The sequence below is a fragment of the Micromonospora noduli genome (assembly GCF_003264475.1).
GTDB classification, from domain to species: Bacteria; Actinomycetota; Actinomycetes; order Mycobacteriales; family Micromonosporaceae; genus Micromonospora; species Micromonospora noduli.
In genome coordinates, this window is record NZ_PYAC01000023.1 from 300,016 (window position 1) to 312,858 (window position 12,843).

Genomic DNA, 12,843 nt, shown 5'->3' on the forward strand with positions numbered 1-12,843 from the left:
TCGCCGTCCGCCCTGGACGGTCGCCCACCGAGTGCCGCAATCTCTATCCACCAGATAGGTGTTGCGGCACGGTAAACGCTGCTCGTAGCGCTTCGTAACATCGGCGGCGATAGAAGTCTCATCTTCTGGAAGGCCGTTGACCGCTCGTTCCGATCCCGGGCAGCATGGGGTCATGTCGCAGCGGGATGAGCTTCTCCTCACCGCTCGTGTGCACGTCGACCTGGTCCGGCACGCGAGCGCGCTCTGTTGAGCTGACCGGTTCACCCGGCTCGGCTCCAGCGCCGCACTCCCATCGCCCGCCCGCTCAACGCGGAGCAGCGTGCCCGCACGCCCTCATCCGGGCGTCCCCGCTCCCATCGTGGACAGATCAGGAGACTCCTCATGTCCCCACCCCGTCGTCCCGTTCTGCGTACCCTCGCCGCTGTTGCGGCGCTGGTCGTGCTCACCGCCACCGCCGGCTGCGGCGGTGACGCGGCAGCCGACGGCGCCCAGGCCAACGAGCTGCGCTACCAGGGCTCGGTCGGTCAGGTCACCCTCCCCGAACTCGCCGCCGACCTCGGCTACCTCGGCGACGTCAAGCTCACGTGGATCGGCAACGTCACCGGTGGCCCGCAGGACATCCAGGCCACCGCCACCGGGCAGAGCGACTTCGGCGGCGCGTTCAACGGCGCCATCGTCAAGCTCGCCGCCGCCAACGCCCCGATCACCGCCGTGGTCAGCTACTACGGCTCGGACGCGCAGACCTTCCAGGGCTACTACGTGCTCGACGAGAGCCCGGTCCGCAGCCCCCGTGACCTGATCGGCAGGAAGGTCGGCATGAACACCCTCGGCGCGCACGCCGAGGCCGTGCTCAAGACCTGGCTCGCCCGCGGCGGTCTCACCGCCGCCGAGATCAAGCAGGTCGAGCTGGTCGCCCTGCCACCGGTCAACACCGAGCAGTCGCTGCGACAGCGGCAGATCGACGTCGCGGTGCTCGGCGGGGTGATCCGCGACAAGGCGGTCGCCAGTGGCGGCATCCGCACCATCTTCACCGACTACGAGCTGCTCGGCGCCTTCAGCGGCGGCACCTACGTCTTCCGCGACGACTTCATCAAGCGCAACCCGGAGACCGTCAAGGCGTTCGTCACCGGGGTCGGCAAGGCCATCGAGTGGGCCCGCACCCAACCCCGGGAGACAGTGGTCGCCCGGATGCGGGACATCATCGGCAAGCGCGGCCGCAACGAGGACCCGTCGCTGGTCGCGTACTGGAAGAGCAGTGGTGTCGCCGGGCGCGGCGGCGTGATCGGTGAGCAGGAGTTCGGCACCTGGATCGACTGGCTCGCCGCCGAGGGCGAGCTCAGGGGCGACCGTCCGAAGCCCGGCGACATCTACACCAACCGGTTCAACCCCTTCGTGGACGGGGGGAACGCGTGAGCACCGACAAGATCCTCTTTGATCGGGTGAGCAAGACCTTCCCGGTCCGCGCCAGTCGGCGCGGCGGAGCCGGCGCGGTGACCGCGCTGGACGCTGTCACCCTCGGGGTACGCCCCGGCGAGTTCCTGGTCGTCGTCGGCCCCAGCGGCTGCGGTAAGTCCACGCTGCTCGACCTGCTCGGAGGGCTCACCGAGCCGACCGCAGGGCGGGTGCTCGTCGACAGTCGCCCCGTCACCGGTCCCGGCCTGGACCGGGGCATCGTCTTCCAGCAGTACGCGCTGCTGCCCTGGCGCACCGCCGCCGGCAACGTCGCGTTCGGCCTGGAGGCCAAGGGGGTGCCCCGCGCCGAACGCGCCGCCCTGATCGAGCACCACCTCGACCTGGTGGGCCTGCGCGGGTTCGCCGACCGCTACCCGCACGAGCTGTCCGGCGGGATGAAGCAGCGGGTGGCCATCGCCCGCAGCCTCGCGTACGACCCGGACGTGCTGCTGATGGACGAGCCGTTCGCCGCCCTGGACGCGCAGACCCGCGACTCGTTGCAGGACGAGCTGGTGCGGATCTGGGCCCGCACCGGCAAGACGATCGTGTTCATCACCCACGGCATCGACGAGGCCGTCTACCTGGGTCAGCGGGTGGCGGTGCTGACGTCCCGGCCGGGGCGGCTCAAACAGGTCATCGACATCGACCTCGGCGACCGCGACGCGGTCGAGGACGTCCGCTCCACCGACGCGTTCCGCCACCACCGGCACCAGATCTGGACCCTGCTGCGTGACGAGGTGCGGGCCGCCCAGGCGGCCGAGGGCACCGGCGTCCGCCACACCGAGGAGGCCCGCGTTGGTTGACATCGCCGAACGTCCCACCCGACTCGTAGGCCCACCCACAGTGCCCCGCGCTGCGCCCGACCGTGCTGTTCCCGGTCGCGCCGGTCGGCTGCTCGGCATCGGCGCGAAGGTGCTGCACCGCACCGTCGCCATCGTCGCGCTGGCCGCGATCTGGGAGGGCGCACCCCGGCTCGGGCTGGTGGACCGGGTCTTCCTGCCCCCGCTGTCGGAGGTGCTGGTGGCCTGGTGGGAGTTGCTGCGCAGCGGGCAGCTCGCCGAGCACGTGGGCGCGAGCCTCACCCGGTCGCTGGCCGGGCTGGGCCTGGCGGTGCTCACCGCCATTCCGCTCGGCCTGCTGATCGGCTGGTACCGGCCGCTCGCCGAGCTGCTCAGCCCGCTGCTGGAGGTGTTCCGCAACACCGCCGCGCTGGCCCTGCTGCCGGTGTTCGTGCTCATCCTCGGCCTGGGGGAGACCTCCAAGATCGCCCTGGTGCTGTACGCGTGCTCCTGGCCGATCCTGCTGAACACCATCGCCGGGGTGAAGGGCGTCGACCCGCTGCTGATCCGGTCGGCCCGCTCGATGGGGCTCAACCACCTGCGGCTGTTCCAGAAGGTGATCCTGCCGGCCGCCGTGCCGACCATCTTCACCGGCGTCCGGCTGGCCGGGGCGTACTCGATCCTGGTCCTGGTCGCGGCCGAGATGGTCGGCGCGAAGGCCGGGCTCGGCTACCTCATCAACTACGCGCAGTACAACTTCGCGATCGCCGACATGTACTCCGGGATCATCACGATCTCCGCCATCGGCCTGGTCGTCAACCAGCTCCTCGTCGCCCTCGAACGTCGCTTCTCCACCTGGCGCGTCGACGTCTCTGCCGGATAGGACGGACTCCAATGACCCGTACCCTGCACCTCAACGCGTTCCTGATGGGCGTCGGCCACCACGAGGCCGCCTGGCGGCACCCCCGCACCGACCCGCGTCGGGTCACCGATGTACGGCACTTCCAGGAACTGGCCCGGATCGCCGAACGCGGCACCCTCGACTCGCTCTTCCTCGCCGACGGTCTCTCGGTCGGGCCGAACCCCCGCCACAACATCCAGGCCGTCTTCGAGCCGCTGACCCTGCTCGCGTCGCTCGCTGCGGTGACCGAACACATCGGTCTCATCGCGACGGTCTCCACCACCTACAACGAGCCGTTCCACGTCGCCCGCAAGTTCGCCTCGCTGGACCACCTCAGCGGTGGCCGGGCCGGCTGGAACATCGTCACCTCCGCCCAGGAACGGGAGGCGGTCAACTTCAACCGGGACAGCCACCCCGAACACGCCGACCGTTACCGGCGGGCCGCCGAGTTCGTCGACGTGGCGATCAAGCTCTGGGACAGCTGGGAGGACGACGCGCTGGTCTTCGACACGACGGCCGGGGTGTTCGCCGACACCGACCGGGTGCACGAGGTGGCGCACCGCGGGCCGGAGTTCCAGGTCCGTGGCCCACTGAACATCCCCCGGGGGCCCCAGGGCCGACCGCTGCTGGTGCAGGCCGGCTCGTCGCCGGACGGGATAGCCTTCGCCGCCCGCTACGCCGAGGCGGTCTTCACCGCGCAGCAGACCCTCGCCGACGGGCAGAGCTTCTACGCCGAGCTGCGCCGGCAGGTCACCGCCGCCGGCCGCGAACCGGACCTGGTGAAGGTCCTGCCCGGCATCGCGCCGGTGCTCGGCGGCACCGAGGCCGAGGCGATGGCGCTCGCCGCGGAGCTGGAGGAGCTGATCGTCCCCGACTACGCCCTGGCCCAGCTCTCCGGGATGCTCGGCATCGACCTGACCGGCCTGCCGCTGGACGGGCCGCTGCCGAAGCTGCCGGCCGCCGGCGCCGTGCAGGCCCACCAGAGCCGCTACCAGCTCGTCACCGAGCTGGCCCGCCGGGAACAGCTCACCATCCGGCAGCTGATCGGCCGCCTCGGCGGCGGCCGGGGTCACCGGGTCGTCGCCGGTACGCCGGAGCAGGTCGCCGACCAGATCGAGCTGTGGTTCACCCAGGGCGCCGCCGACGGGTTCAACATCATGCCGCCGCACCTGCCCGGCGGGCTCGCCGACTTCGTCGACCACGTGGTGCCGGTGCTGCGCTCCCGTGGGCTGTTCCGCACCGAGTACACCGGTCGGACGCTGCGCGAGCACTACGGCCTGCCCCGACCGGCCAGCGCGTACGCCACGTCGGCCCTGGTGCCGGCATGACCACCGTGGAGCGACCCTCGGCGGAGATTGCCGAGCTGCGACCGGTGAACCCGGGCCTGTTCCGCGCACTGCTGCGGCGGCAGGCCAGCACCGTCACGGTGGTCACCGCTGTCGCCCGCGGCACCGACCCCGCCTGCCTCGGTGGGATCGGCGCGCCCATCCGGGCGGGCTTCACCGCGACCTCGTTCACGTCAGTGTCGCTGGACCCACCCCTGGTGTCGTTCTGCCTCGGGGTGGCGTCGTCGAGTTGGCCGGTGCTCGCCCGCGCCGAGCACGTCGCCGTCCACCTGCTCGGCGCCGGGCAGCGGGAGGCCGCCACGGTCTTCGCGACCAGCGGCATCGACCGGTTCGCCGCGTACCCGGACTGGACGTCGGGACCGTTCGGGGTGCCGCTGCTCGACGGGGTGCTGGCCCGGCTGCTCTGCCGGGTGGCGCACCGGATCCCGGCCGGCGACCACACGCTGGTGATCGCCGAGCCGCTGGCGCTCGGCGACGGTGGCGACGGCCCGCCACTGGTCCACCACCGCGGCGGCTACACCACCGCCGTGCCGACGTGACCGCACCGACCACCGCCGACCTGCTCGCGTTGGACCGGGCCGCCCAGGACCTGCTGTTCCGGGCGGCCCGCACGGCCAACACGTTCACCGACGAGCCGGTCACCGACGCCCAGGTCGCGGCGATCCACGACCTGATCCGGTACGGGCCGACCGCGTACAACGGTCAGCCGCTGCGGGTGCTGCTGCTCCGTTCGGCGGCGGCCCGGGCGCGGCTGCTGCCGTACGTCTCGTCGAGCAACCGGGCGAAGACGGCCAGCGCGCCACTAGTGGCGGTGCTCGCCGCCGACGTGGACTTCCACGAGCGGCTGCCCGAGCTGTACCCGCACCGGCCGCAGGCCCGCAACTGGCTGAGCGACAGTCCGTCCCGCGCCGAGCAGGCCCGGTTCAGCGCGACCCTCCAGATCGGCTACCTGTTGGTGGGCGTACGCGCCGCCGGGCTGGCCGCCGGCCCGATGGCCGGGTTCGACGCGGCCGGGGTGACCCGCGAGTTCTTTCCCGACGGCCGGCACGAGGCGCTGCTGCTGCTCAACCTGGGCCACCCCGGCCCGGACGCCTGGGAACAGCGGCTGCCCCGGCTCAGCACCGAGGAGGTGGTGTGGACGCTGTGAGCCGACCCGAGGTCAGCGGGGCTCCCACGCGTCGGGCAGCGCGGTGAGCTTGCGGACGTGCGCGGGCAGTCGACCGCTGACGATCTCGGCGAGACTCACCTCGTCGACGACCCGCCGCACGGCGGCGCGCACCGCCACCCACAGGCCGGGCAGGTTCTCCGCCGAACCCTCGTACCGGGTTTCCTCGGGGCGCAGCCCGCGTACCCCGGCCAGTGGGCCCTCGACGGCGCGCAGCACCGCGCCGACGGTCACCTCGCGTGGTGGGCGCGCGAGGGTGTAGCCGCCCTCGGCGCCGCGTTGCGCGCGGACGATGCCGGCCCGGCGCAGATCCGCCAGGACCGCCTCCAGGAACTTACGGGGCATGTCCTGCTCCGCGGCGATGGCCTGGGTGGACAGCAGCGAGGGGTACGCGGTGGCGAGGCTCAACGCCGCCCGTACCGCGTAGTCGCCGCGCGCGGAGATCTGCACCCTGCCATCATGCCCGCCCGGTGCCGCCCGGCCCTCCGGTGGGCGGCCCGGACCTCGTGGCGTACCCGCCGTTGGCGGGTTCGCCGGAGGTGCCGGGGCGGAACCAGCCGCCGTTGACGCCCGTCGACTCGGCCGGCGGTCGGGGTCGGACCACCCGGCCGGCCACCGGTTGGTCCCGGGCGGCCCGGAACGCGCCAGGGCTGACCCCGACCTCGCGGCTGAAGAAGCGGCCGAAGTTGGTGGGTTCGGAGAAGCCGAGCCGCCGGCCGATCTGGGCGATCGGCTGATCCGTCGCGGCCAGTAACCGGCTGGCCTGCAACGCCACCCGCTCGTCGATGACCTGTTTGGCGCTGCGACCGGTGACGGCCAGGCAGGCCCGGGTCAGGGTCCGCACCGAGCAGCCGAGCTCCGCCGCATAGTCCTCCACCCGCCGGGTGTGCGGGTAGCCGTGCTCCACCTCGCGGCGGAACCGGTGGAACGTCTCGTCCTCGGGTCGGGACGGCGACCGGTCGTCGTGGGCTACGGCCAGCCGCAGCAGCAGCACGGCCAGTTGGTGCCGGAGCAGCGCGCGGGCGGTGGGGCCGTCGGGGTGCCGTCGACAGTCCACCGCCAACTGGCTCACCTCGCTGATCACCGCGTCCTCGTCCTCACCGGCCAACTGCCGCCAGGTCGCGGTAGTGGTCAGGTCGACGTCGAAGTCGCGCAGCGCCTCGGGATCCCAGGCGACCACCGTGGCGTCGAACTGAGGGCCGGCGCAGCGGAGCACCTGGCCGGGGCGGACCCGAAGCAGTGTGCCGGGCCGGCACGGCAGCAGATGAAAGTCGAGTTCCGCGTCGCCGTGCCCACGCGTGGTGAGAATCAACAGCTCCCGCTCGACGATCACCGGCCGACGCCAGCCCGGGGCACCGGCAAGATCGGCCAGCGCGAACGTGGCTATCTCGTCGGTGACGGGAGACGCCGTTCCGATCGATGGCGCGGGGGAGGAATCGGTGGAGACCATCGCCTGCGACGGTAGCCCGAACCGCAGGTCACCGCATCCCGATCGACGTTCGTAGCGGAATCCGCGGCAAGCTCCGGGCTTGTCCCGCTCCCGGCGGCCGGGCTACGTTACCCGGCGGTAGCGCCGTCGGTCCGCGGTCCGCCCGGCATCCGCCGGCCACTCGACCGGCCGACGGCCCCCGCCGACTCGCGATGGGATGGGCATGACGCAGCTGTTTTCGGTCGAAGGTAAGACGGTCCTGGTCACCGGCGGCTCGCGGGGGATCGGGCTGATGATCGCCCAGGGCTTCGTCCGAGCCGGCGCACACGTGATCATCTCGTCGCGCAAGGCGGACGTCTGCGAGGCGGTCGCCACCACCCTGTCCGCCGAGGGTCGCTGCGAGGCCATCCCCGCCGACCTGAGCGACGACGCCGGCGCCGAGACGCTTGCCGCCGCCGTGCGTGAGCGCTTCGGCCGCCTCGACGTGTTGGTCAACAACGCCGGCGCGACCTGGGGCGCACCGCTGGAGGGCTACCCGGAGGCCGCGTTCGACAAGCTCTGGGCGGTCAACGTCAAGGCCGTCTTCCGGCTCACCACCGCGCTGCTGCCGGCGCTGCGCGCCGCCGCCAGCGCCGACGACCCGGCCCGCGTGATCAACATCGGGTCGATCGACGGCATCCGGGTGCCGATGATGGAGGTGTACGCGTACTCGGCCACCAAGGCGGCCGTGCACATGATCACCCGCAGCCTCGCCCACCAACTCGCCGGTGAGCAGATCACCGTCAACGCGATCGCGCCCGGCCCGTTCGAGAGCAAGATGATGGCGTTCGCGCTCGACGACCCGGCGAGCCGGGCCGCCATCGAGCAGCAGGTGCCGCTGGGCCGCATCGGGCGCCCCGAGGACATGGCCGGCACGGCCATCTACCTCTCGTCGCGCGCCGGCGCGTACCTCACCGGGGCTGTCATTCCCGTCGACGGCGGCATCACCACGCACGGCTGAGCACCGGCAGATCCGGAGCGCGCTGCCCGCGTACTCCCTGGGTGTGTGCCGGGGCCGCGCGGACTCGGCAGATCCGCGCGGCCCCGGTGTGGCCGGTGTTGCCCGTTCGGGCGGTCAGCGACCGGCGAGCAGCCGGTTCACCGCCGTGTCGACGTCCAGGTGCTCGGCCTCACGGCCGCGCGGGACGACGACGTAGGTCCGTCGAAGGAAACGCACCAGGACGCTGCGCGGCACCTCGAAGAGGGCGTTGCCGTCCGGTGACGAGAGGGCCAGCGCGACGAAATCGCCGCGCGGTGTGGCCCAGGGCCAGACCCGCACATCCCCGATGCCGGCCGGCTCGTCCAGGCCGGTGACCAGAAGTTCGCGAGCGAACGACCAACTCACCGCCTCGCCCCCTGCCGATTCGGCATGGAACAGGACATGGACCGCATACGGGTCAGCAGGGTCGTAACGCAGACTGGCACGCACCGGCAAGGCGGTGGCGTCAGGTGCGACGAGCCTTAGCGACGTCTCGACCTCTACGGTCGTCGGTCGGATGACACTCATGGACGTTCTCCCCCCGGCACCGCTGCGGAACGCGCGTGTCCCGCTTTTCCCATACTCAGGTGCTACTCCTGGCTACGCTCCGCCATACGCTGACTTCACCCAGTGGTGGGAAGGGGGACGGAAAGGCCGCGTGAATGTGAGCATTCATGTAGGATTTCCGGTTCTGCCCAGTGCGTGATCCCGCCCGGTATCGGGTGGCTCAGTCGTCGACTTACTCCGGTAACGTCCAGTCGGCCGTTGCAGTGACGGGCCCGAGCGACACTGGGGGGTGAAATGGTGACGAAGCAATCCTCAGTGGATCCGGCGGCGGCGCCCGGCCCGCCGAACGTCGCGGTCCGAGCAGCCGAAAAGCGGGGGTACGGAGTGCCGATGGAGCAGCCCGAACGGGCCGGTCGGCCGGCGTCCGACGCCGGTCGTCCAGGTGGTGGTGGCGCCGGTCGTGGTGGCGACGCCGCCGTTGGTCGTGGCGGCGGCGCCGGTGTTGGTGGCGGCGGCACCGGCGTTGGTGGCGGCGGCGACGCCGACGCCGGCCGTGGTGGCGGAATCGCCGTGCAGGAGCGGCCGCGCCGGCCCCGCTGGCGTGAGCGGATCTCGCTGACCCTCGACCTCATCCGCGCCAACCCCACCGGCCGGATCGCACTCAAGATCTTCATCGCGATCGCCGGAGCCCTGGTGGTGACCATCGGCATCGCCCTCATCCCGCTTCCCGGGCCCGGCTGGCTGCTGGTGATCGCCGGCCTGGGCATCTGGGCCGTCGAATACCACTGGGCGCGCCGGCTGCTCGGCTTTACCCGCCGCCACGTCCACGGATGGACACGCTGGGTAACCAGGCAGTCGCTGCTGGTACGAATCGTGCTCGGCTCCGTCGGCCTGGTCTTCGTGGCCACGGTGGTCTGGCTGTCCCTCAAGTACAGCCTCGGCATCGACGTGGTGGCCGAGGCGATGCACTACCTCGCGACGCACTGACCCCGGATTTCCGGTCCGGTTCCACGATCGGGTAGAGTCAGTGGCGCTGAGGGCGATTAGCTCAGTGGGAGAGCGCTTCGTTCACACCGAAGAGGTCGCTGGTTCGATACCAGCATCGCCCACTCTCAGTCATCGCAGGTCAAAGGCCACTTCCCGAGTTCGGGAGGTGGCCTTTCTGCTGTCGTGCAGCAGCTAAGTACAGCAACGGCGTGATTGGCCTAGTGAATCGCCAAGGCGTTTGAGGGCGTCTCTGGTCGCCTTGTTGGATACCTGGGTATAGATCTCCATCGTCACGGCGAAGCGGGCGTGCCTCAGCACCTGCATGGCGACTCTGCGGTGGACGTCGAGGTCAGCGGGCGCAGTCCGGCGTAGGCGTTCGGTTGGCCGTCAAGGCTGCCTTGACGGTGGTCGGCCGTCGTGGCGCCGCTGGCGGTGTCGGTGGTCATGGGCCTGCCGAGGTGCCAGCAGGCGTCGATGAGGCGTCACGTCGATTCCAAGCCAGCGTCGCCCTAGCTTTTCGGCGGCGTCGACAGTGGTCCCGCAGCCAAACCCGTGGCGTTCCTACTCGCCGACCTCGGCGTGACCAAGAGCCACTCGCAGCCGCACACCAGCAACGACAACCCGTACGGCGAAGCGCACTTCAAGACACTGGAGTACCGGCCCGGCTTCCCCGACCGCTTCGACAACATCGAACAGGCCCGAACCCCCTGCTGGTCGACACGGTGCAGGGTTCGAGGGGCCCGATCTACGCTTCGGCCGTCAGTCCGAGGTCCGGATCTGCTCCAGGCGCGTCAGAGGCTCCCGGCGGAACTCCATGAGCTCCCGCAGCGCGTCCTTCTCCGCCGTGGTGATCACGACGTCCTCCTTCAACAGGGCGCCGACGAGCGTCGGGATCGCCAGGTCCCAGGCCCCGGCGCCTCCGGCGGTCAGGACAATCGGCCGGTACTCCGGGCTGATCCTGGGTGCGAGCTGGTCGGTGATCCGGCGGCTGCGCCGGTAGAAATCGATGACTTCCATGGGTCTCCCGTGGGTTCGGTGGCTAGGCCAGCGGGTTGGTGGTGAGGCCCTCGCCGCTGACGGGGTAGCCGCCGGCGATGCTGCCGTCCTTGTCCAGGATAACGACGCAGGTGATGCCGTCGCGGGTGCCGGTGACGAGCCAACCGTCGCCGTCGAGACGTGCCTTAGGGCGGCTGTCGGGGTTGGCGGCGATGCTCTTGAACCAGCCCTCGACCTGTTCCTTGGTGGTGCCGGGCGGGAAGCGCGTCTTGCCGGGCTCGGTGGACGAGGGCTTGTGGTCGCCACTGCCCATGCCGTCGCCGTCCCAGATCTTGTCCATCGCCCCGTCGCCCATCTGACCGAAGCGGTCCATGTCGTACTTGGCGTCGGTGAACTCGGGGTCGTCCCAGGGGTTGGTCCTCTTGGGCGCCTCCGGCTCGGATGTGTCGGCGCCCTTCGGGCGGCCCTCCTCGGCGCGCTTGATGCCGTGCTGCTGGGCTGGTCCCACGCGCTTGGGCATCATTGCGGGGTTGAACTTGGGACGCTTGGGGCCATCGCCGCCACCGCCGTGCGGTGGGGTGGGGCCTGGGGGGCGCTTGTGGAGACCCGCCACAGCGAACAGGACCACCAGGACGGCGGTGGTCCGCAGAGCCGCCATGAGTTGTCGCATCGAGGGCCGCCTAGACGTCGAGGAGTGCGCGAAGGGCGGAGAGGCTGGCGATCAGGCCCATCAGCCAGCCGAAGATGCGGCCGGTCCAGCGGACGACGGCGACCGCGAGCTGGGAGGCGACAAGCGGTGTGGCGAAGCCGAGAGAGAAGACCACCTCGGCCAGCCACACCACGACCTTGGCGATGCAGTCGGCGATGAAGGCGCGCACGACCTCCCGCACTATCTGCACCACGGTTCCCGCGCCACGGGTCGCGGCACCCATGCCGGCGGCCGTGCCCGCGAAGATCCCGGCGACGTCGATGTTGATGGTGAGGATGTCTCGGTAGGCGTCGGCGGCGGCGCCCTGCCATCCGTCGAGGTCGCAGACCAGCCGCGCCTTGAGGTCCTCGGCGATGGAGAACAGCTCACTGGCCATGTTGTCCCAGGTCATGGCGTGCGTCTCGATGGTCTCGGGATCACCGGCGAGCCAGTCGAGTGCCTGCTTCAGTGGCTCGACCTGCTCGATGGCCCACTCGATGCCCATCGACAGGAGCGTGCTGAACGGGTCGATGGCGATGGCCGCCCCGTCGAGAGCGGCGCCCAAGCCCGCGATTGAGCCGTCGATCCAGCTGCCGGAGTCGATGGCGTTCTTGATGCCCATGTAGTCGTCGGCAAGCGGCAGGCCGGTCCAGCCGTCGCGGTGCGCGGCGCTGGTCGAAGGGATGTCGGAGGTCGTGGCGACCAGTGGGTTGCTCATGAGAGGACGCCGGGCCGGCTCAGGTCGCGGAGTGGAAGGAGTTGAAGCCGTCGGTGGTCGACTCCTCGGTCCGCTCGTAGGCGTCGGCGGTTTTCTTGATTCCTGCGGCGAGCAGCGCGATGTTCTCGGCGAGCATGTCCACGCCCTTGTCCTGGTCCCGGTGGCGTCCCTCCAGGATGGGCGGTAAGAACTGGCAGAGCTGCCCGTAGGCATCGTCGGCCTGGAAGATGGTGCCGCTCGCGGCCTTGACGGCGGCGAAGCGGTCGTGAATGGCCAACATGGCCGTGGCGTGCGCGCGCAGGGCCTCGATGTCGACCTCGAACCCTCCGTGCATCAGTAACGCCCCTCTTCGTCCTCGGTGTCGGCGGTCCGGAATCCGGCCAGCAGGGCCCGGCCGGTCGCCGAGTCGGCGCCGACCGTCTCCCGCACGACCTCGGCGGCGGCCTCGGCGAGCTTGACCCGCGCGTTGCGATAGGCGCCCATGATCGCCTGCTGCGTCTGCTCCAGACTCACGCGCTGCACACGCGCGGAGAGCCGGACGTCGGCCATCGCCCCCGTGGAGTCGACGGTGACCTCGACGATCCCGTGGGCGTCGCTGGCCGTGACCCGCAGCGCGCGCAAGCCGGCAGCGGCGGCCTGCGTGTCGGCGGCCCGGCGCGAGGCATTGGCCTGCCATGCCTCAAGGCGTTCCCGCGCATCCTCGGCGTCCAACAGCGGATTACCCATCGCGCCTCCGTTTCGGTTGCCGAGCAGGGGATTCAGGGGCGCCAGTGTAGCCGCGGCCCGCCACACCAAGATTGCCGAGCGAATGCGGCGTGATCGGGTCAATCTGGATCTCGGCGACGAGGCGCCTAGAT

General features: G+C 70.9%; 17 protein-coding genes, 1 tRNA gene and 1 pseudogene. 11 read left to right on the top strand and 8 right to left on the bottom strand.

All coding sequences use genetic code 11. From position 1 onward, the window contains the following. Positions 1-172: 172 nt before the first annotated feature. From MED15_RS34825 to MED15_RS23520, 7 genes are all read left to right on the top strand, one after another. Positions 173-250, top strand: a complete 78-nt coding sequence (locus MED15_RS34825; RefSeq protein WP_349881247.1) for a putative leader peptide — start codon at positions 173-175, stop codon at positions 248-250. Between the two features lie 131 nt (positions 251-381). Beyond that, complete coding sequence (locus tag MED15_RS23495; RefSeq protein ID WP_112601584.1) at positions 382-1,413, top strand: ABC transporter substrate-binding protein; 1,032 nt, start codon at positions 382-384, stop codon at positions 1,411-1,413. Further along, a complete protein-coding gene (locus MED15_RS23500) occupies positions 1,410-2,255 on the top strand; it encodes an ABC transporter ATP-binding protein (RefSeq protein WP_112726090.1) in 846 nt (281 codons plus the stop codon). The genes MED15_RS23495 and MED15_RS23500 overlap by 4 nt, the downstream gene beginning before the upstream one ends. Further along, positions 2,248-3,114, top strand: coding sequence for an ABC transporter permease (locus MED15_RS23505; RefSeq protein WP_112726089.1), 867 nt, complete (start codon positions 2,248-2,250; stop codon positions 3,112-3,114). The genes MED15_RS23500 and MED15_RS23505 overlap by 8 nt, the downstream gene beginning before the upstream one ends. Before the next feature lie 11 nt (positions 3,115-3,125). Further along, on the top strand, positions 3,126-4,460 hold the full coding sequence (locus MED15_RS23510) for an LLM class flavin-dependent oxidoreductase (protein WP_112736949.1): 1,335 nt from the start codon (positions 3,126-3,128) through the stop codon (positions 4,458-4,460). Beyond that, the gene (locus MED15_RS23515) at positions 4,457-5,017 is read left to right on the top strand and encodes a flavin reductase family protein (RefSeq protein WP_112726088.1); all 561 of its coding nucleotides are present in this window, start codon (positions 4,457-4,459) and stop codon (positions 5,015-5,017) included. The genes MED15_RS23510 and MED15_RS23515 overlap by 4 nt, the downstream gene beginning before the upstream one ends. Beyond that, entirely contained in the window at positions 5,014-5,625 is a 612-nt protein-coding gene (locus tag MED15_RS23520) for a malonic semialdehyde reductase (protein WP_112585128.1), read from the top strand. Before MED15_RS23515 ends, MED15_RS23520 begins: the two co-directional genes overlap by 4 nt. Positions 5,626-5,637: 12 nt before the next feature. Here the strand turns inward: MED15_RS23520 and MED15_RS23525 are convergent, their stop codons facing one another. Both MED15_RS23525 and MED15_RS23530 read right to left on the bottom strand, forming a co-directional pair. Further along, on the bottom strand, positions 5,638-6,093 hold the full coding sequence (locus MED15_RS23525; protein ID WP_030333674.1) for an RrF2 family transcriptional regulator: 456 nt from the start codon (positions 6,091-6,093) through the stop codon (positions 5,638-5,640). Between the two features lie 7 nt (positions 6,094-6,100). Continuing rightward, positions 6,101-7,093, bottom strand: coding sequence for a helix-turn-helix transcriptional regulator (locus MED15_RS23530; RefSeq protein ID WP_112736951.1), 993 nt, complete (start codon positions 7,091-7,093; stop codon positions 6,101-6,103). 202 nt (positions 7,094-7,295) lie between these two features. Between MED15_RS23530 and MED15_RS23535 the strand changes: the two genes are divergently transcribed. Further along, positions 7,296-8,072 carry a glucose 1-dehydrogenase gene (locus tag MED15_RS23535; protein ID WP_112698315.1) on the top strand — a complete coding sequence of 259 codons (777 nt, stop codon included), beginning with the start codon at positions 7,296-7,298 and terminating at the stop codon, positions 8,070-8,072. Positions 8,073-8,186: 114 nt separating this feature from the next. Here the strand turns inward: MED15_RS23535 and MED15_RS23540 are convergent, their stop codons facing one another. Further along, positions 8,187-8,618 carry an SsgA family sporulation/cell division regulator gene (locus tag MED15_RS23540; RefSeq protein ID WP_007457244.1) on the bottom strand — a complete coding sequence of 144 codons (432 nt, stop codon included), beginning with the start codon at positions 8,616-8,618 and terminating at the stop codon, positions 8,187-8,189. 294 nt (positions 8,619-8,912) lie between these two features. Between MED15_RS23540 and MED15_RS34325 the strand changes: the two genes are divergently transcribed. From MED15_RS34325 to MED15_RS23560, 3 genes and pseudogenes are all read left to right on the top strand, one after another. After that, entirely contained in the window at positions 8,913-9,584 is a 672-nt protein-coding gene (locus MED15_RS34325; protein WP_373861077.1) for a TIGR02611 family protein, read from the top strand. Positions 9,585-9,634: 50 nt separating this feature from the next. Further along, positions 9,635-9,706, top strand: a tRNA-Val gene (locus tag MED15_RS23555). 421 nt (positions 9,707-10,127) lie between these two features. After that, positions 10,128-10,295 (top strand): annotated as a pseudogene (locus MED15_RS23560) (IS3-like element IS1141 family transposase); the annotation flags it as partial. Positions 10,296-10,343: 48 nt separating this feature from the next. On the opposite strand, the gene MED15_RS33260 reads toward MED15_RS23560, so the two are convergent. From MED15_RS33260 to MED15_RS23580, 5 genes are read right to left on the bottom strand one after another with little or no spacing between them, the layout of a single operon-like run. Beyond that, positions 10,344-10,601: a hypothetical protein gene (locus MED15_RS33260; protein ID WP_146754740.1), complete on the bottom strand. Its 258-nt coding sequence runs from the start codon at positions 10,599-10,601 to the stop codon at positions 10,344-10,346. A gap of 22 nt (positions 10,602-10,623) precedes the next feature. Continuing rightward, a complete protein-coding gene (locus tag MED15_RS23565; protein WP_112736953.1) occupies positions 10,624-11,250 on the bottom strand; it encodes an EndoU domain-containing protein in 627 nt (208 codons plus the stop codon). Between the two features lie 10 nt (positions 11,251-11,260). Further along, on the bottom strand, positions 11,261-11,986 hold the full coding sequence (locus MED15_RS23570) for a WXG100 family type VII secretion target (protein WP_112736955.1): 726 nt from the start codon (positions 11,984-11,986) through the stop codon (positions 11,261-11,263). A gap of 19 nt (positions 11,987-12,005) precedes the next feature. After that, positions 12,006-12,320 carry a type VII secretion target gene (locus tag MED15_RS23575; protein ID WP_112601590.1) on the bottom strand — a complete coding sequence of 105 codons (315 nt, stop codon included), beginning with the start codon at positions 12,318-12,320 and terminating at the stop codon, positions 12,006-12,008. Next, positions 12,320-12,712 (bottom strand): YbaB/EbfC family nucleoid-associated protein, encoded by a 393-nt coding sequence (locus tag MED15_RS23580; RefSeq protein WP_112601591.1) that lies wholly within the window; start codon positions 12,710-12,712, stop codon positions 12,320-12,322. Before MED15_RS23580 ends, MED15_RS23575 begins: the two co-directional genes overlap by 1 nt. Between the last annotated feature and the right edge of the window lie 131 nt (positions 12,713-12,843).